Annotated in this window: 12 protein-coding genes and 1 tRNA gene; 1 reads left to right on the top strand and 12 read right to left on the bottom strand. The window is 44.0% G+C overall.

Annotation, left to right across the window (positions count from 1 at the left end; translation table 11 throughout):
- Positions 1 to 17: 17 nt before the first annotated feature.
- From BMX50_RS15200 to BMX50_RS15185, 4 genes are all read right to left on the bottom strand, one after another.
- Positions 18 to 88 (bottom strand) — tRNA-Cys (locus tag BMX50_RS15200).
- Between the two features lie 11 nt (positions 89 to 99).
- On the bottom strand, positions 100 to 1,455 hold the full coding sequence (locus BMX50_RS15195) for a RagB/SusD family nutrient uptake outer membrane protein (protein ID WP_091211386.1): 1,356 nt from the start codon (positions 1,453 to 1,455) through the stop codon (positions 100 to 102).
- A 14-nt stretch (positions 1,456 to 1,469) separates the two neighbouring features.
- Positions 1,470 to 4,601 (bottom strand): SusC/RagA family TonB-linked outer membrane protein, encoded by a 3,132-nt coding sequence (locus BMX50_RS15190; protein ID WP_091211385.1) that lies wholly within the window; start codon positions 4,599 to 4,601, stop codon positions 1,470 to 1,472.
- Positions 4,602 to 5,161: 560 nt separating this feature from the next.
- Positions 5,162 to 6,145, bottom strand: a complete 984-nt coding sequence (locus BMX50_RS15185; RefSeq protein ID WP_091211384.1) for an aldo/keto reductase — start codon at positions 6,143 to 6,145, stop codon at positions 5,162 to 5,164.
- A gap of 175 nt (positions 6,146 to 6,320) precedes the next feature.
- On the opposite strand from BMX50_RS15185, the gene BMX50_RS15180 reads away from it, so the two are divergent.
- A complete protein-coding gene (locus tag BMX50_RS15180) occupies positions 6,321 to 7,214 on the top strand; it encodes a helix-turn-helix domain-containing protein (protein WP_091211842.1) in 894 nt (297 codons plus the stop codon).
- 81 nt (positions 7,215 to 7,295) lie between these two features.
- On the opposite strand, the gene BMX50_RS15175 is transcribed toward BMX50_RS15180, so the two are convergent.
- The 8 genes from BMX50_RS15175 to BMX50_RS15140 form a co-directional block, all read right to left on the bottom strand.
- On the bottom strand, positions 7,296 to 7,970 hold the full coding sequence (locus BMX50_RS15175; RefSeq protein WP_091211383.1) for a peroxiredoxin: 675 nt from the start codon (positions 7,968 to 7,970) through the stop codon (positions 7,296 to 7,298).
- Between the two features lie 267 nt (positions 7,971 to 8,237).
- Positions 8,238 to 8,879 carry a Crp/Fnr family transcriptional regulator gene (locus BMX50_RS15170; RefSeq protein ID WP_091211382.1) on the bottom strand — a complete coding sequence of 214 codons (642 nt, stop codon included), beginning with the start codon at positions 8,877 to 8,879 and terminating at the stop codon, positions 8,238 to 8,240.
- 242 nt (positions 8,880 to 9,121) lie between these two features.
- Positions 9,122 to 11,176: a hypothetical protein gene (locus BMX50_RS15165; RefSeq protein ID WP_091211381.1), complete on the bottom strand. Its 2,055-nt coding sequence runs from the start codon at positions 11,174 to 11,176 to the stop codon at positions 9,122 to 9,124.
- Positions 11,177 to 11,212: 36 nt separating this feature from the next.
- Positions 11,213 to 12,670 carry a hypothetical protein gene (locus BMX50_RS15160; protein WP_143065186.1) on the bottom strand — a complete coding sequence of 486 codons (1,458 nt, stop codon included), beginning with the start codon at positions 12,668 to 12,670 and terminating at the stop codon, positions 11,213 to 11,215.
- A gap of 70 nt (positions 12,671 to 12,740) precedes the next feature.
- Positions 12,741 to 14,339 (bottom strand): solute:sodium symporter family transporter, encoded by a 1,599-nt coding sequence (locus BMX50_RS15155; protein ID WP_091211379.1) that lies wholly within the window; start codon positions 14,337 to 14,339, stop codon positions 12,741 to 12,743.
- A gap of 24 nt (positions 14,340 to 14,363) precedes the next feature.
- Complete coding sequence (locus tag BMX50_RS15150) at positions 14,364 to 15,374, bottom strand: winged helix-turn-helix domain-containing protein (RefSeq protein ID WP_091211378.1); 1,011 nt, start codon at positions 15,372 to 15,374, stop codon at positions 14,364 to 14,366.
- 149 nt (positions 15,375 to 15,523) lie between these two features.
- A complete protein-coding gene (locus tag BMX50_RS15145; protein ID WP_091211377.1) occupies positions 15,524 to 17,146 on the bottom strand; it encodes a RagB/SusD family nutrient uptake outer membrane protein in 1,623 nt (540 codons plus the stop codon).
- Positions 17,147 to 17,164: 18 nt separating this feature from the next.
- Positions 17,165 to 20,275: a SusC/RagA family TonB-linked outer membrane protein gene (locus BMX50_RS15140; protein ID WP_091211376.1), complete on the bottom strand. Its 3,111-nt coding sequence runs from the start codon at positions 20,273 to 20,275 to the stop codon at positions 17,165 to 17,167.
- Positions 20,276 to 20,338 lie beyond the last annotated feature (63 nt).

Below are 20,338 nucleotides of genomic sequence, written 5' to 3'. Positions count from 1 at the left end.
TTAAATTGATTTAGAAGACGCCGGGGGCAGGTTCGAACTGCCGTACAAGGTTTTGCAGACCTCTACTTAGCCACTCAGTCACCCGGCTTTATGTCCTTGTTAATACCCGGGGTTCTGCGTTAACGCCGGGTCAACATTCAGCTGATCTACCGGGATAGGCAAAATGTTTTTCGTTGCGTCTGTTACGCCCAACACAGCTGCTGCCCTGCCCGTACGCACCAAATCAAACCAGCGATGGCCTTCCAAAGCAAACTCTATACGGCGCTCATTTTCAATGGCCAGCAAAATATCGGCTTGTGAAACCGCGGTTGTGGCTGTTAAGCCTGCGCGGTCGCGTACGACGTTCAGATCAACCTTGGCATCGGCAAGTTTATTAAGCTGTGCACGCGCTTCCGAGCGAATCAGGTATTCTTCTGCGATCCTGATGATATAAGCCGGATCTGTTGCCGGGCTGCGGTAATAAAGATTGCCATACCATAAGCCGGCAGATGTTTTAGCCACCAAAGCACTCCGGTTACCTCCTATGGTAGCGTCGTTTACCAATGCTAAAAACGCGGCGTTAGGTGCCCATTGGCGGGTACCACTGTTAGCCGGTGGCTGCCATTGCCCACGGTGACCATTGGTATAAGTGGCACTGTAAGCCAATTCAAAAACCGACTCCTTAGTACCTACCACATTGTTGGCAAACCATGCGCTGTAAGGTTTTAACAGCGAATAATTCTGCGTATCACCCAATACCAGGGTTGCGTAGTTTTCAGCATTAGTCCAGTCTTTTTGGTAGAGGTAATACCTTGCCTTTAAAGCATAAACTGTTTCTTTATTGGCCCTTACCGGGTTTTGCGCGGTTGGTAGCGGTAATAGCGGTTCGGCTGCATTAAGGTCGCTAAGTACCTGGGCGTAGGTTTGCTCAACCGTGCTGCGCTTAATACCATTTTTATCTGTAGCCGATATGGTTGGCGTGGTAACAATCTGTACACCACCCCAGGTGCGGGCAAGGTCAAAATAGCATAAGGCCCTGATAAAGTAAGCTTCACCTAACAGTTGGTTTCTTTCGGCTGTTGTCAGGGTAGCATCAGTAACGCCGGGCAATTTGGCAATTACATAGTTTGCCCGGTTTATGGTTGTGTAAATAGCCAGCCAGATACCTGATACCGTGGCGTTATCAGCCTTTACATTATGGTCAATAAACTGTTGCACTATAGATTGTGAGCCTGTCCATTGGATATTATCGCCTGATAAATAACCTACCGAAACAAAGTTTACACCATAGTAATTATCGGCAGATAATGCCCTGTAAATACCACGCACCGCGGTTTCGGCAGATGCACGATCAACTATGGTTTGTGAATCAGACACCGAATCTTTGGGCTGCACCTCCAGGAATTTTTTGCAGGAAGCCAGCGTCACAAGCGATAAAGCAGGAATAGTATATTTTAAAGTTTTAAGTAATTTCATGTTCGTTGCCCTCCTTATAAAGTAATATTTACACCTAACTGAACTGAGCGCGGTTGCGGTGGTGTACCCAGGTCAATGCCCTGCACATCCTGTCCGCCGCCTACGTTAGCCTCCGGATCGGGGCCTGTATATTTCGTGAACAGCAGCAGGTTACTGCCTACTACATAAATGCGCAGCGATTGGATATCAATTTTCTGCGTAAGTGCCTTTGGCAGTGTATAACCAAGGCTCAATGATTTAAGGCGAATGAACGAGCCATCTTCCAAGAAGCGGCTATTCTGCTCAAGTGTATAGTTGTTGCCATAAGCGGTTAAGCGCGGCACGTCGGTAATATCGCCGGGCTTTTGCCACCTGTTCAATTGGCTGGCAAATATTACGCGGTTAGCATCGCGGGTACCGCCACCTTCGCCGAAGAAACGGTTAAGGTTAAGCACTTTGTTCCCCTCTTCAAAGCTGAACAGGAAGCTGGCATCAAAACCTTTATAGGTGATGGTGTTGCTTAAGCCACCGAAGTATTTAGGCAGGGCGTTGCCAACTATCTGGCGATCGGCAGTGTTGATTACGCCATCTTTGTTAACGTCTTCAAATATGGCATTACCGGTTTGCGGATCGACACCCAACTGTTTATACATCCAGAAGGAGAACATAGAGTAGCCCTGCTGCATTCTGATCCAGTCGCGGCTGTACTGGTTAATAGGTACCGGCAGCGATTTAATTTTGTTAACGTTGCCTGAGATATTGAAACTGCTGCTCCAGCTAAAATCTTTTGTTTTGATGTTATTTGAGCTGATACTTACCTCATAGCCTTTATTGCTTATTTTACCTACATTGCTGTAATAAGTGCTGTAGCCGGTAATCTCCGGAACAGGTAATTGCAGCAATACATCGCTGGTTTGTTTAGAGTATAGATCGACAGACAGGTTCAGGTGATTGTTCAGCAAGCCGAGGTCGAAGCCCACGTTAGCCTGTGCGGTGCGCTCCCATTTCAGGTTTGGATTGGCCAACTGCTGTGGTGCGGTACCAGCTTTATCGCCTCCGGTTGTGTTATCAGGATAACCTGCACCGCCGCTCCATAAACCTTGTGCCGCGAAGTTGTTGATACCTGCCTGGTTACCGGTAACGCCGTAGCTTGCGCGCAGTTTAAGATCGCTGATTGAGTTTACATCTTTCAAAAAGCTCTCTTCTTTAGCACGCCATGAAGCACCTACCGATGGGAAGTATCCCCATTTGTTATTGGCACCAAACTTCGACGAACCATCGGCACGGGCACTTACTTCTAAATAGTACTTACTGGCGTAGTTGTATGATATGCGCGAGAAGTATGAAGATAAGTTAGCCTTTGTCCAGGTTTGGTTGGCTGTACGGGTTGAAGCAGATGAAATATCGGTGTAGGCATTATTGGGGAAACCGGTTCCTTGTGCCGATGTAAGCTGAATAATATTGCTTTGCAGCGTGTTACCGGCAACTACATCCAAAGTATGTTTTTCGCCAAACAGGTGGTGATAGGTCAAAGTCTGCTCGTTGATCCAGGCAGTGCTTTGGGTTATGGCCGATGTAGCCAGGCCATTGGTTGGCGATGCACCTAACTGCGTTTTATCGTTCCAGTATTCAGATTCGTTGTAGTTGTTATAATCAACACTCCAGCTTGAGCGAAATTTCAATCCTTTCAAAATCTCAATATCAGCATAAACGTTGCCGATGTAGCGCAAGCTTGTAGTATGAACATTATAGTTATCAATCAGCACCTGCAGGTTGTCAAAACCGGCGTAGCGCGCGGGTGTACCATCGGCATTGGTTTCGGGCAGATAAGTTGGCGTATGCAAAGCAGACTGGAACAAACCACCCGCCGGACCATCACCTGCGCGGGCCTGGTTGCGGTACGAACGTGAAACACTGTTACTTGTACCTACCTGTACCCTGTCGCTGATCCGTTGATCGAGGTTTACTTTAAAACCAAGGCGACTGAAATCAATTGGCTTGATATCTGCCTGTTGCTTGGTATAGCCTGCACCTATATAATATTTAGTATCCTTTGAACCTCCCTCTAACGACAGATCATAATTAGACAGGTTACCGGTACGGAACAGTTCGCTCAAACGATCATAAGTATTTTGCTGGGATGGCAAGCCTCTCGGGGCCGGGGTAGCAGTAGGGTTATCGTCAGTTGCCCGGAACGGTACATATTTGTAGGTATTGATACCTGCTGTATTGCCAGCAGCAATGGCATCGGCTTCAGAATTGCGGTAAAACTCGTTTACAATCTCAGCGTGCTGAGGGCCTGTGGTCAGCTTCCAAAGCCTGTCTTTAGGCTGCCAGGCTAAACCCTGCGAAACGTTGAAGTTAATTTTTGGTCTGCTGTTGTAATTACCGCGTTTGGTTGTAACGATAACTACACCGTTTGCACCGCGTGAACCGTAAATAGCCGTAGCGCTGGCATCTTTCAATACCTCGATATTTTCAATATCATCAGGATTAATGTCGGCAATGGGAGATGTTGCCCTGCCACCGGTACTAACAGTTTGCAAGCTGGTATTATTTAAAAACACACCATCAACAATGTATAAAGGATCATTACTGGCGTTGATTGAGGTAGTACCACGTACACGGATAAAAATGCCATCGCCGGGTACACCGGTGTTTGAATTGATCTGCACGCCCGAAGCCTTGCCCTGCAATTGAGCGTCAAAACTGGCAACCGGGGTTTTCTTTACTTCATCGGCCTTTATGGTTGATACCGAGCTGATCAGATCCTTACGGGTTTTGGTACCGTAACCTACAACCACCACGTCATTAAGTTGTTGAGGAATAGGTTTCAGATAAATTTCAACAGGGCTGCCGTTAACAACTATCTCCTGCTGATCGTAACCAATAAAACGAATAATCAATGTATAAGGAAATTTTTGACCGGTTACAAAATCAAAACGACCTTCGGCATTGGTTGAAACGGCGTGCGTTGTACCTTTAATTGATACTACCGCCCCCGGAAGTACATCCCGGGTGGCAGCATCAAATACACGTCCTTTTAAAATGGAATTAACGGTTGCAGGCGGCTCCTGCTGAGCCACTACCACAAATGGAAAAAAGAACAGAAGCAGGAAAATATATTTGGAAAGTACAGTTGTGTTTTTACGGATAAATATTTCCATATTTAACGAGGTTAAAATAAATGTTCAATGCGTTTAGTTTAGCTCAGATGCAAACCGGTGGAGTGATTGGCGTTACGTAGCCGGTTTGTCATTGCCACACCGGCAAGGCTTCCTTGCCGGTTATTTTTTAATAGGGGGTATAGTTTTAGTTCATATGCTGTGTTAAAGTACCTTACAAATTCAAATCATTTTTTTCATAGCGATGCAGGGCCGGTTTGTTAACCCGCAATAATCAATTTCACGAATAGATAGCGTTATTTACAACAACTGCACATACATGCTTTAGGAGAAGCGTGCATTCGTTCGGCTTGTTCAGGAAGTACTCTTTGTTTGGTAAAAGAAGTGTTCATCACCCTTGTTTTTTATTAGTACGGCGACAAACATAGAAATTAAAAAATAAACTACCAAATCTATAGACTATATATTTAATTTGTTACAATTGTTACATAAATCGATTTTATATCTACTGTTTGTTTCAACGATACAAACCTCACCACGCAAAAAGGCTGCCTTTGTCGTGGCAGCCTCTTCAATAAATATACTTAGAAAGTCGGGGGCAATTACTTGCCTACTCTTTTCAATAAGTGCTCGGGGTATCTTGCACCTTCAATTTTAATTTGGGAAGCTGCTTGTTCAATTTGCCTAAGGTCATCTCCGGACAACGTAATATCTACGGAACCAAGGTTTTCTTCCAGACGATGTAATTTGGTAGTTCCCGGAATAGGCACAATCCAGGACTTTTGAGCCAGCAACCAGGCCAGGGCTATTTGTGCTGGAGTTGCCTGTTTTTCCTGCGCTATTTTGGTAAGCAAATCAACCATTGCCTGGTTTGCACTCCTTGCCTCCGAGGTAAAACGAGGGACTATATTCCGAAAATCATCTTTGGCAAAAGTTGTATTTTCGTTAATGGCACCTGTAAGGAATCCTTTTCCAAGCGGACTGAAAGGCACAAAACCAATACCTAATTCTTCCAGTAAAGGCATGATCTCCTCTTCCGGTTCACGCCACCATAATGAATACTCACTTTGCAAAGCTGCCACAGGCTGCACTGCATGCGCCTTGCGGATGGATTGCACACCAGCTTCAGACATACCAAAGTGTTTTACTTTACCTTCCTGTATCAGATCTTTAACGGTTCCGGCTACGTCTTCTATCGGCACATTGGGATCAACACGGTGCTGATAAAAAAGGTCGATACGGTCTGTCTTTAATCTTTTTAAAGAGGCCTCGGCCACTTCACGGATGCGTTCCGGACGACTGTCCATACCGTCGGCGGGTTTACCCTCTTTAAAACCAAATTTCGTAGCAATAACCAGTTTATCACGATAAGGCGCCAGAGCTTCACCCAAAAGCTCTTCGTTTGTAAAAGGGCCATAGGCTTCCGCGGTATCAAAAAAGGTAACACCTTTTTCAACCGCGGCATGAAGCAATTTAACAGCTTCTTTTATTTCAGTTGCCGGACCATAAGCAAAACTCAAGCCCATACAGCCTAATCCCAGTTCGGATACTTCGAGGCCGCTGATACCTAATTTTCTTGTTTTCATATATTTAATATTGTTAACAGATGATTATTAATTTAACTGCACAAAGTTGAGGTGTATTTTGGAGGCAAACGTTATATCAATTACGGTATTGCTTACCAAAATTACTGATTGCAGACAAAAGCCCAGCCTAAACGCTTCCAGATGCCGTAACTTTGATATAGAAAAGGAAATAACAATGGAAAATATCATCCGAATTGACACCATAAGCCAGTTTAATGCGCACAACAACAACGAAACGCTGCATCCGCTGGTGAACATTGTTGATATGTCAAAAGCTGACAGACGTACAAAACGCCGTATCAATTATGGATTTTATACTGTGTTTTTAAAAGAAGTAAAATGCGGCGACCTAAAATACGGCTGCAATTATTACGACTATGAAGAAGGCACGTTGGTTTTTGTTGGCCCGGGGCAGGTAATTGGCTCAGATAATGGCGAGTATTATCAACCTAAAGGCACGGCCCTGGTTTTTCATCCGGATTTGATCAAAGGCACCTCACTTGGCCGTCATATCCAGGACTATACATTTTTTTCTTACGATGTGCATGAAGCCCTCCATCTATCTGAAAGTGAACGAAAGATCATTATCGATTGCTTTGATAAGATCAGATATGAACTTGGCCATGCGATAGACAAGCACAGCAAAACTTTAATTGTAAGCAACATTGAGTTGTTCCTGAATTATTGCCAGCGTTTTTACGATCGCCAGTTCATCACCCGAGATCTGGCTCACAAAGGCGTATTACAAAGGTTTGAAAGCTTACTTGACAGTTATTGGACTTCCGACAAACCACTTACCGTAGGTTTACCATCGGTAGGCTATTGTGCCGATCAGTTAAACCTGTCAGCCAATTATTTCGGCGACCTGATCAAAAAAGAAACCGGGAAATCAGCCCAGGACTATATCCAATCAAAAGTGATTGATGTTGCTAAGGAGAAAATATTTGATACCAGTAAATCGCTGAGCGAGATAGCTTATGGATTAGGGTTTAAATATCCGCAGCACTTTACGCGCTTATTTAAGCAGCGTGTTGGGTACTCTCCTATTGAATACCGTTCACTAAATTAAGCTGCCCAGATAAAAATCAGGCGCAAATCCTGTTGGATTTGCGCCTGATCAAAGGAACATATTACCCCTTTTTCGATAAAATCAATTCATAATCGTTTCACCCGGCTGAGCTACAATACGCAGGTAAGGTTTAACGGTTTTCCAGCCGTTGGGATATTTTTCTTTTGCTTCCTCGTCAGATACCGCAGGAACAATGATCACGTCTTCGCCATTTTTCCAATTTACCGGGGTGGCTACTTTATAGCCTGCTGTTAACTGCAGTGAATCCAGCACCCGCAGTATTTCATCAAAGTTGCGGCCGGTTGCCATTGGATAGGTAAGCATCAGCTTAATTTTTTTATCGGGGCCGATAATAAATACTGAGCGCACGGTTTGGTTGGTAGCAGCGGTACGGCCTTCCGAAGTTCCCGGTTCATCAGCCGGTAACATGTCATATAACTTTGCTATGGCCAGGTCAGGATCACCTATCATAGGATAGTTTACAGCGTATCCCTGGGTCTCTTCTATGTCTTTAGCCCACTCAGCGTGACGTCCTACGGGGTCAACACTTAAACCTATCACTTTACAGTTACGTTGCTTAAATTCGGGAGCAAGTTTAGCCATGTAGCCCAGCTCAGTAGTGCAAACCGGGGTAAAATCTTTAGGATGCGAAAAAAGGATTGCCCAGCCGTTTCCTATCCAATTATGAAAATTGATAGTGCCTTCAGTAGTTTCTGCCTGAAAATCGGGAGCTGTGTCGTTTAATCTGATACTCATGATGTTTATTGGTTAAAATGGTTAAAAAATAAATTGATCGTCTTTACAGGTCGCAAGGTTTACAGAGCCAACAAAACAGATAAGTTTTTCGAGCATACGCATACAATAGCCACCAGAGATTCTAAATCCTGTTAGTGGTTTTATATTAAAGCTTACAGTGGTCTGGAGAGTTTGTGTTTTCATGGCCTGTTGCTTTTGACATAACAAAGATGCAACAGACAACAGGGCATATTTTGTAACAAAAGATACAAACCGCTGTAACAAAAGTTACAATTCGCTTAGTAATTTAACCTGGTTATAGTAAAGAAGTAATTTATTATCTATTTCGAGCTTTTTAAGCAAACGGGATATAACCACGCGGCTGGTGCCCAGGTCGTCGCCAATTTGCTGATGAGTGAGATTAATGAGCGAAGAACCGGTTGCCTTGGCCTTTTCCTTGAGATAATTAACCAGGCGGTCAGCCAGTTTTTTAAAGGCTATATCATCAATACTTTTTAGGATTTCGGTAAACCGGTTTAATATCGTTTGCATTACAAAACGTTTCCAGGTTGGGTACTTTACCATCCACCCGTCCATGACATCCATAGGTACACAAAGCAGTTCGCTATCCTCCTCGGCTGTACCGCGGATCACACTAAAATGCGACATCATGCAGCAGGTAAATGTCATAGCGCAGCTTTCGCCTTCCTTTACATAGTACAGCAGTATTTCCTGGCCTTCATCGTTTACACGGCTTACTTTAAAAGTACCGCTAAGCAACAGCGGTACAGCCCGTATGGTTTGCCCCGGGTTAAGCATAGTATCGCCGCCTTTTACGGTCATCAGCATGGAGTTTGTTTCCAATTCGGCTAATAAAGCTGGTTCAAATACCGATTCAAATTTACTAACGGCAGCTTTAACACTAAACATGGGGTCATAGGTTTTGGAGGGCTAAAAATAATCAATTTATCAGATGTTTAAATGCCGTAATAAGATGTGTGAAGCATATTGTACAACTGAGATACACTTTATATCAATGTGTTAAGAAGCGCAACAGGTATGTCGTTCATCTTATCAATAATTTCATACCGAATAGCAATGGCATTCCCTCAAAATTGACCAGAAACAGCCACTTTCCCAACTTTTGGTATCCCTGGTCTCAAAAGGTTAAATCAGTGCCGCAACGTAATTTTAACAACGTCGCCGTTCTTACTTAGATAAGTCCGCTGCGAGGCTCCTTCAATAACCTTAATCTGCACCTTTCCGCCGGGCAATCTGGATACTTCAATATTAAAAGTACTGCCAAACGCATTGATATTATTCATGGCCATGTTATTCCAGTTTTGAGGTAGCCTGGGCGTGCAGTCAAAACTCCGGAAGCCAGTAGGTCTTATGCCGAACAAACCTTCGGTAAAGATCCGGCAATATAGGCCGCTCTCGGCAGATAGATGCCGTTGGTTACCTTCCGGATAAGCCTCAACCGGGTATGGCACATGCTCGCCCAGTAACCTGCGGACAGAATAATAATGCAAATAAGCTATTGCCTTATCGGTTAAACCAGCCTGCAGCACTCCCCTTAGGGCGTACAAAGTTGAGCGGTCCCAAAAAGTTTCCTTTCCAGCTTCAGTGGCGAGCCCGTCGGCAGTCCAAAGTTGCGGCGAAAACAGCGCTTCAACGGTGCCTTCTTTCCGGTCATAAATTCCCATGGCCAAAGGCATGCAGATCCAGGCCCGTAACGTGTTGTTGGTTTCGTAATATTTGTAGGTACGATATCCGCCAATGGTTGCCCCAAAGTATTTTTCAATTGCCGTTTTGAGCTGTGCAGCCTCTTTCTGATACCCATCAGTAATTTTAGCAGGAACATTTAGTTGTTTGCCCAACAGAGCGGCTGATATCAGCGCATCATAATACAGGCAGTTGGTAGATAGATTGGCTTTACCCGCCGGGAACCGTCCCTCCAGCTCATCGGCATCAGACGTAACTACGCCCTGCGGATTGATATGCCTGCGGCTGTATTCCAGGCACCAGCTTATCAGCGGCCATAATTTCCGGGCCGAATCTGCTTTGCCATAAGCCAGTGCAAATCGCGATGCGCCATAAGCTATCATCGCCTGATCGCCCCTGTCGCCAGCACCATCCCAAACAGCGTCGCCTTCGGCTACTATCGAACTGGGAATTGGTTTATACTGCGGGTTCATATAACTTGCAAAAAGGCGGTAACAATTCATGGCCGATAAAACGCCTATGCTATCGCCCGAAAAAGCAAAATACGGACTTACGTACTCTGCCTGATCATTTGCCCATATGGCAGCATAATATGATAAACCGCCAGGCCCGTGCATGTAACCGGCCTTTGTTTTAAAAATACTTTCTGTAGCCCTGATCTTGGCAAAAGCAAACATCGCGTTTAAAATGCTGTCGGGCGTTTGCAGTTGTAAGGGGGCCTCAATTTCCGCTATACGATGCTGCCTGGCTTTCTCTTCCAAACCGGGCATAATGGGCTGCAGTGATTGCGGATGATCAGTTGCCAGGTAACCAACAGCAAAAGTATATGACTGACCAGGCTGCAGAATTCTCCGGCCGTCGTTTACAGATTGTACAACAACGGTATGCGGTGATACTTTGCTTCTGAGTGTATCTGTTGTTACTTCACGCTTCAGATGCTCCATAAACACTGTTACCGGTTTATTGCTCACGTTGGTAAATTGATAGGTTTCAACAGCCAGAGGTTTTTCTGTTGATGGAAATAAACTATGTTCTATTTTAACCTGCTTTAACTTATCTGTACGGTATGAGATACGCATGATCCCATGCTGATTGATACTTTTGGCGGGCAAATCTACACCGCCTTTTGCTGCATCCGGCCACAATAGTTCATCATCAACATACATTCGCGGCAGGGCATTATCATCAAAAGTGTAGGCGATGTGGCTCCTGGTATCATCCGGAAGCATCCGAAATGTTGGGAAAACCACGGTACGTGACAAGTGGCACAGGCCAGCGTTGTCAACCTGGTAGGCTACCCACAAGGATACTTTCTCGCCCGACATTTCAATATGATCGGCATGAGGCAGGCGATCATTAATGTTCCAGGTGATGCTGCCATCCGGCTGTAAAGCCCATCTGTTATTCTGCTGTGGCAGCACTAATTGTTGGGCAGATGCAAAATGCAGTTGTGCAAAAAATATAAATAAAGCGAAGCAAAATTGACGCAAATAAGAATTCATTAAATATGGTTGGAATAAGGATGTTATTGATTTTTATTATTTCACGCTCACTTTTACCTGTTGCCCCGGTTTAACAACAACCTCTACAAAGGATATACGTTTTCCGCTGGTATCTGTAAATTGCTTGACAGGCGTTTGCTTTTCATTCACAAATACATGTTTATAATTGCCATAAAACATAGCTTTCCATTTCAATTGCCGTTTTCCGGCATTGGTAAGGGACGATTGTTGTGTATTTTGATGGGTAACATTAATAAGGGTACCAAGCAATGGTAAATTGCTAATGGTAGCGTTACTATTATCGGTTGTTTTATAAATAGTGCCAACGCTTAGTGAACGCGCATCAGGTGTGATACCCATCAAGCCTTGAACAACACCTTCTACTACGCCAAAGGAAACCTCCGGGTATTCTCTTCTTTCGGTGTTTTTATCCGACAGATAAAGTATATAGTCCCGGGCCTTTTGCCATGAACCATTGTTGTAAAATATCAACGGCAGGTAGGATGTATTTTCTACGTTCCAGGTTTTAGAACTGAGGTGTCCGAGTGTTTGTTTAATACGTGTGCTATCTTTCAGCGCATCAAACCAAAGCAAAAAAGTTTCACCCTCATCCCTACCAAAATGATGATCATTACTGTAGTAAGTGAAGTATAAATTCTCTTTTGCATCCCACCAGTCGGCCTCTAACTGTTGCCTGTACTTTTCGGCTTTGGCAGCATACTTTAACGCTTCTACCTGCTTACCTTTACTGGCCTGTATGGCTGAATAGGTTAACAGCCCCCTATAAAGTGCGGCTACAAGATCGGCACCGGTTTTCAGGTTAGGTACCCCTTCCGAATAGGAAGGTAAACCGCGGCAACGATGAAAAGCATCACTTTCATTAAAAGGTACCGGTGCATTTGGATGGGCGGGCCTGTTCAGCATGGAGTCGGCTGCAAGTACCCAGGCATCAATATAATCTTTAACGGTTTTTTCCTGGAAATGAACAAATGCGGGGTCATTAATATAGTACTTATCCCCAGCCCATAAATAAAGTCGCCAGCTGGCGTAAAGCACATCAAAATTGGCGGGTAGATTGTACCAGAATTCGCGATCGTTTCTGTAATCCTCCGGAGCAGGCTTGCCTGATTTGTTCATTTCCCAATAAGAACACCAGTTTTTTGAGACTGATATATTACGGGCAAATAAGGTAAGCATATTATGGTTTTCGCGCTGCAAACCCAAAATCTCGGCACCGATGCTCTGGTGTGATACATCGCGCATACAAAAAGCATCACGAGGAGGCAATGCCGATTCATACCATGGCCCTACCGGGTCGGCAGGATGCCCTTTATAGTGCAGGGCCATACTTTTGGCCCAATCAAAAGCCTGTTCTATTTTTTTATCAGATGAGGTAAATTTTACATCCTGGGCAAAAGCCGAAGATGTGAGAAACATACACAGCATTACCATGGTGGTAAATAGCCTGCATGCAAATGAAACCATAGTATTCATGTAGTTGAGTTAATTTGGTCTATTCTGGTCTATTTTATAAAAATAGATAATTTTATTTATTGTCCAAAACTTATTTTGCAAGCCCGAGTGGAGAAAATACGATAAACATCAGTATCATAAGCAGTAACAGTATGCAGCTATAGATGTGCCGGTTTTTCCATGGCTTTATATCTACCATAGTATTAAGCTGCTGTTTGTAAGGCACCGGCATAGGATAAAGCCTGCCGATAAACAACATAAGCCCACATGTTACCACAAATAATATGGCCAGGATGTGCAGAAAATGGATATGCAGATCAAAAACCAGCTGGGTAAGCGCATAGCTAACAATAAAAAACATCAACCCGATTTTGGCAGCTATGGCTGGTACCTTTTTGGTTACAAAACCGATAAACATAATGGTAAAGATGGGCACATTGAAAAAACCGTTTACCATTTGCACATAGGTATAAAAGCCATTTTTAACAAAAATGATAAAGGGAGCAATGAACATCGCCAGCAAACAGATCAGGATCTCGAACATTTTAGCCGTGCTAATCATATGTTTTTCGTCGGCCGGTTTACCTCGTTTCTCAGTCCAGGGTTTATAGATGTTCAATACAAATAAGGTACTTGAGCTATTTAGCCCCGCATTGAATGTTGTTAAAGCAGCGCCAAAAATAATTGCAGCTATGTACCCCGCTATAAAAGGTGGCGACACCAGGCTATCCAGCTTCGGAAATACTTCGGCCGGGTTATCCAGGTGCGTAAAAATATGTACTGCAATAAGCCCGGGCACATTTAGCAGCAACGGTGATATCAATTTACCTGCACAGGCAACAGCTATACCCTTTTGGCAGTTTTTAAGATCTTTTGACGCCAGCACCTGCTGAACAATATATTGCTCTGTACCCCAGTAATACAGGTTAACCAGCAGCATACCGGTAAATAATGTACCAAAAGGTATAGGGTCGGTTGCCGCTCCTATACTGTTTAAATGTTCCTGTTTGTTATGCAATAAAATGTGCAATCCCTGCATCATATTGCCCTGTCCCAGGTATCTCAGGCCGAAAAAAGGCAGCAAAAGCCCGCCTGCAAATATGCCGAAGCCCAACAAAGTATCAGAAACCGATATTGCTTTTAAACCGCCCAATAATGAATAAAGACAGCCAACCGTCCCCATCACCCAAATCAGGATCCAGATGGTTGTCCAATAATCGGCTTTCCAAATTTCTGAAAAATGGAACAAGCCATTGAAGGCAACCGCGCCACTGTATAAAACCGAGGGTAACAGATTAACAATGTAGCTAAGTAAAAAGATACAGGAAACCAACTTCCCTATTCCTGGTCCGTAACGCGCTGTCAGATAATCGGGCGTAGTGGCGATGCCCATCTTAAGGTAAAGCGGCATCAAAAACTCAGAAACCAGCAGCATTGCCAGCACCGAAGTTATGCCCCAGGCCATAACCGACATATTATGCGAATAGGCAAGCTCATTTTCGCCAATAATGGTGGCCGTATTGATATTGGTAAACAACAATCCCCCGCCTACTAATAAAAAGCTCAGGCTTCTATCGGCCAAAAAAAAGCTATTGAGCGTATTAAGCCTGCTTTTTCGCAATTTAATCCAGGACACCAAACCTACTATGCCTGTAAAAAAAAGAAAGCTGGTTAGTATAAGCCCGTTCACTTTTTCCTGATTTAGGTTAAATTTTTAAAGTGTATTCCGTTCAAACAAAATAGTCGGCACCGTTAAGGTGATCTTATCCTTATTCACTATGGCCTGCCCGGCCAGTTTCCCCATGTTTGCAAAATCAGCAGAAAATGTGGTAACACCAATGATTTCTTTTGCAGGTTCATCATTACTTGAAAGCACGCCAACATCTTTACCCGGAACCAGTTGCAGGCTTTTGCAATCGCGCATGATTTGCCATAGTGCAAAGTTGTCCAGCGTAAAGTAAACCTTCCCTTTTTCAACCGAACCATGTGTATATTCCTTAATGATACGGCCTTTGATATTGAAATCTTTCAGAAATTTTTTGAAAGACGGCACAATCTCCTTCGGATCCAGTGAAGCCGGCGAATGGTAAAATATGATCTCGTCAAATTTTTTGATCTTAGGTGCCAACTCTGCCAGGATCCTGTACGATGACTCCCCAAACTCCTGGGTAATGTGGTTAAAATCGCCCTCAAGCGGCTCATAACGGTCAAACATCAGGAATTTATTTCGTGGAATGGTCTCCAGCAGTTCCTTTGTTTTAGGATGCGGAATGGGTGCTATTACATACATCCCATATTTCCCCTTTATCTGGTTAAGGATAGTTTCAAATATCTCAATATCACCGTGATGAAAGTAAGGGTTCAAACGGATGTTAGGGCCCAGCTCATGACGGAAGTTGCGATAAAACTGCTCTTCAAAACTATCCAGATTATACATCAGCAGGGCAACATTCAGTGTTTGCTCGGCATTACTGTTGGCTACAAAATAGCCATGCCTGTTTTTTGACTCTACAATCCCCCTGCTAATCAGATCCCGGTATCCCTTGATGATCGTTTCCCTCGAAAAGCCCAGCTCCTTAATCAGCTTATTTACAGAAGGCAGCATTTCATCCTGCCCTATAACCTTTTCGTTAATGGCATTAATGATGCCCTGCACAAACCTGTCATGCTTTGAATATGAGGGAATATCTGTCAGTTTCTTAATCTCTTGAAAAATTCTATCCATTATACCGGTACATTTTAGCCAAAGTAAGAAAAAAGGCAGCAAGCTTACTGCTCTTTTTCTTTAATATCAAAAGCCAGGTTGTTTTAAATCTCTTTGGCATTTGAAAAGCTTGTTTAGCAACTACGCTGCTAAACAAGCTTTAATTTTAATTAATAACCCGGATTTTGTTTCAGGTTTTTATTGAGGTCAATCTCTGTTTGCGGTATTGGCCACAGGTAATTTTTGGCCGCATCAAATACACGCGGCGTGCCTACTTTAATGGTTGTTCCCGGTGTAAGGGTAGTTGCACCATTGGTTTGGTTTACAGTACCCAGCAAGCTGCCGGTAACTTGCCCGTTCATTACCTGGGCACCGATCTGCCAGCGCTGAATATCAAACCAGCGAAGCCCTTCAACAGCAAGCTCTACCCTACGTTCCCGGCGCAACAATGTACGCAAACTTGCCTGATCGTTGTATTTTGATTGATCAACAGCGGGCATATTTACATCCGGGCGTTTCCTTACCGAGTTGATATCATCATACACCGTAGCATCAATTTTATTGCTTTCAATCTTAGCTTCAGCATCCATCAGTTTTATTTCGGCATAACGGATCAGGATAACATCCATACCTACCTGATCCATATTAGGAAAATCGGCAATTACCGGGGTGTATTTCCGCAAACCATATGCTGAAGGACTACAGTTGTTATCGCCCCAATGATCTAAAGTTTTAGGACTGCTTGAAATTGGATCGTAGTATGATCCGTAGGGTAATTTACTGCTGTATTGTGTACCCGGATAAAATACGGTTGCGGTAAGCCTTGGGTCCCTGTTTTTGTAAGGCTGTGTTGCATCATATCCTGATGCAGCATCGTCAATAGTTTTACCGTTTGTTGTTTCATAGGCATCAACCAGGCTTTGGGTTGGCGCTATTGAGTTATATCCGCCCAATGAGTTAATGGTCATGTTTCTGGCCCATCCAAAATTGTTGTCGCTTGCTTTAAACTGAACGTCGAGGATCACCTCCTGATTATCAGCAAAAGGCTGACGGAACAAATCAACATAGCTTGGATATATAGTATAGCTATAAGGCGGCGCCATTAGTTTCTGACAATCGGCAATACACTCCGGATACATTTTATTGAATAGTTCTATCCTTGCCTTTAAAGCGATGGCTGCGCCGCTGGTTATACGGCCAACATCCGAACCAGAATATTTAACCGGAAGATCAGGTGCAATTGCAGTAAGCTCTTTCAATATATAAGCAACAACATCAGCCTTGGTTGATTGTGTTACCTTATTAGCTTCATCAGGCGTAATATTATGTTCAACCAGAGGCACTGCTCCATATAACTGGCTGAGCGTAAAATACTCATAGGCCCTTAAAAAGCGGGCTTCAGCTATCAGCCTGGCTTTTAGCGTTGCGTCCATATTGGTAGCACTAACATTGTCTAAAAACCAGTTGCAGGTTTGGATACAGCTGTAGTTCCATTTGGAATAGCCGGTATTAGTTGGTGTTGCTATACCTGCAGACAGGGACAGCCAGTTTTCCCAGGGAAACTGATCGAACGTGTTATCAGAGTTATTATCGGCAAAAACCCCGTAATAGCCGTTATTGCTGCCGCCCCATTTGGAGTAACAGCCATTTAAGGCAGCAATAGCATCATTAGAGGACTTCCAAAGTACATTATTGGTATAGGAATCTAAAGGAGCCCTGTCCAGGAAACTCTTTCGGCATCCGGATGCTGCCAGTGAGCCTAAAATAATTGTGGTTATGATTAATTTTTTCATCGACGATTTCTTTAATAATTAGAATGTTACCTCCAGGCCAAGCGTATTTGTTTTCAGCTGCGGATAAGAGCCATAGGCATTGTTTCCGGCGCTGGTTTCGGGATCCACCCATTTATAGAAACTGGTGAACGTCAGGATATTCTGTCCGCTGTAATAAATCCTTACACCTTTTACACCTAAACGTTCAAGCGATTTGGCAGGCAAATTATAGCTCACCAGTAAATTCTTTAACCTTAGGTATGATGCATTTCGCACCCAAAATGAGGATACAAAGCTTTGCGGATTATTTTGTGAATAGGTTGACCATAACCTTGGGAAGGTAGCTGATGTGTTGGATGGTGTCCAGGCATCAAGCAGGGCACTGGTTGGGTTGCCAATGTTTGCCTGCTGCAATGAACCCAATTCAAAACCCTGAACGTAGTTTTTAACACCCAAAGCCCCCTGGAAAAAGCCACTTACGTTGAAACCTTTCCAACCTGCGCCAAGCGTAAAGCCAAATGCTGTTTTAGGGAAGGGTGTACCAAGGTATACACGGTCGTTGCCATCAATAACACCATCAGGTTTACCGTTTGGTCCGCTGATATCTTTATACATCAGATCACCCGGGCCTATAACGCCGCCACTTTGTTTAGCATGCTGATCTACCTGTTGTTGTGTCTGGAAAATACCTTCAACCTGATATCCGTAAAATGCTTTGATAGGCTCACCCACAACCAGGCCGCTTGAGATAGAACCAGTACCAGCCAAGTCAGTTATCTTATTGGTGATGAATGAGGCGTTTATGGCGATATTGTAAGAAACGGCACCGATCTTGTCGCGATATGCAGCGGCAAATTCCCAGCCTTTGTTACGTACGGCACCTGCGTTTTGGTAAGGTGTAGTAAAGCCGTAAACATTACTGGCCGGTAATTGTAAAAGGATATCGTTGGTGTTTTTAACAAAGTAATCGGCAGTGAAGCTCAACTTGCTGTTCAGCAGTTCCATATCAAAGCCTACATCTGTAGTGGTTGATTTTTCCCAGGTGATAAGCGGATTTGCGCCATTATTAAGTGCAATACCCGGTGCCAGCGTTTGGTTGAACGAATAATTTTGTCCGCCCGAAATAACCGAAATAGCAGGATAAGGGCTTATGATATTTAAGCCCCCCAAACTTACCAGCGTTTGATTACCCGTGTTGGTGTTTACCAGCGTTTGATTACCCAGTTTGCCCCATGAGCCCCTTAACTTAAGCAGGGGTATTGTATTTGATAGCGATTCGAAAAAGGGCTCTTTAGATATATTCCAGCCGGCAGAGAAAGACGGGAATACACCCCATTGATGTCCCGCTGCAAAACGGGAAGAACCATCATCTCGAATATTGGCCTCCAGTAAATACTTATCATCATATGAATACCTGGCACGGCCAAAATATGAAACCAATGCCAGCTGACTGGCTGTACCGGCATTCTGTTGCCCTAACGATGGCGCCGCATTGATTTGCGACAGCGAACTGTTCAGGAAGTTTTGACGGTAGGCATATAGGTACTGATAATTGGTAAGCTCCTGCGAAGCACCCGCCAATATATCTATAGCATGCTTTCCAAAATGCCTGTCATATTCCAAAAGGCCCTGCAGGTTATAATAACTATTCACAACATTAGCGTTGGCCAATGAGCTTTGGCTGATAGTTGTCTGTACTGTTGAAGGATTTTTGGGATCGTAGTAAACATCGGCAGGCTTAAACTCCTGTGCAGGGTTTGCATTATACCGGTATGCAAATGATGGCCTGAAATGTAATCCTTTAACAAGCTCCCAATCGGCCCCTACATTGCCTGTAAAAAGCGTATTCTGATTATTGTTGTAACCCGGCGAATTGAGCCATGCAATAGGGTTACCGAACGATAAATAGTTATATACACCGTTTTTGTACTGGTTTACCACAGTGCTGTTCATGGCAGCTGTTGTTCCGATAATACCACCGATGTCGCCACCGCCTAAACCATCCGGTGCCTGGGTTGGCGCATATAAAAACGAGAGATTAGCATTAACGCTAAAATTCTTTGTTATGGCCGAATTGATATTCATACGGGTGGAATACCTTTTGAAAGTTGATTTCTGGATAATACCATCCTGTTGAAAATAGCCTAAGGAAAAAGCATATTGAGTTTTCTCGTCCCCGCCGCTGATGTTCACAGCATGGTTTTGTTGAAAACCACTGCCTTTATAAAGGAAACCCTGCCAATTGGTATTGGGGTGCGTATCAGGATCGGTTTGATTTTTAAACAGGGTGATATCCTCAGCTGTCCAGTAAGGTACCTGCCCTTCGTTTGCCAGGGCCTGATTGTACAAGGTGGCCGCCTGCCATGAGGGTAGAAAGTCGGGCAGGTTTGTTGCTTTTTGCTTACCGGCATAACCTGTATAATTTACCTGCATCTTACCACTTTTACCGCGCTTAGTGGTAATCAGTATAACACCGTTGGCAGCCCTTGAGCCATAAATTGCAGCGGAAGCCGCATCCTTCAATACCGAAACAGACTGCACATCATTAGGGTTTACATCCGATAAACTGCCGATAATTCCGTCTACTACAACCATTGGGTTACTATTGTTCAATGTCCCGATACCACGAACATTAATATTACCGGTTGTGCCGGGCTGCCCGCCGGTTGTTGTGACAGTAACGCCGGCCATGGTGCCCTGCAAGGCATCATTAAGGTTGGTAACCGGCCTGTCCTGAAGTTCCTTTGCCCCTATTGCAGCTACCGAACCGGTTAAGTTGGCTTTTTTTTGCGTGCCGTAAGCCACCACAACAACCTCGTTCAGGTCTTTCGCCTTTTTATCGGGCAACATTGATACATTTCCATTCCAGTTAGCAGTAACCTTTATAGTTTGCTTTTCATAACCGAGAAAGGAAAATAACAGCGTAGCGTTTTCGGGTACGCTGATCTTGTAAACCCCATCGGCATTGGTTGTGGTTCCTTGCGAGGTTCCTACTAAACTGACGCTTACCGATGGCATGGGTAAACCCTGTTCATCCTTTACCCGCCCCGAAATTGATTTAAGCTGTTGGGAAAATGCTTGCTGAATACTGCATAACATGACACAGCAAAACATAACAAGCCCCAGTTTTTTAGGTACTTTTCTTTTCATAATTCAATTTTGATTTTATTGGTCTATTCTGGTCTATTATTTTATAAAAGTAGAAACTTTTTA

This window comes from Mucilaginibacter gossypiicola (assembly GCF_900110105.1).
In the GTDB taxonomy this organism is placed as follows: domain Bacteria; phylum Bacteroidota; class Bacteroidia; order Sphingobacteriales; family Sphingobacteriaceae; genus Mucilaginibacter; species Mucilaginibacter gossypiicola.
This window is presented reverse-complemented; position numbering and strand designations above follow the sequence as displayed.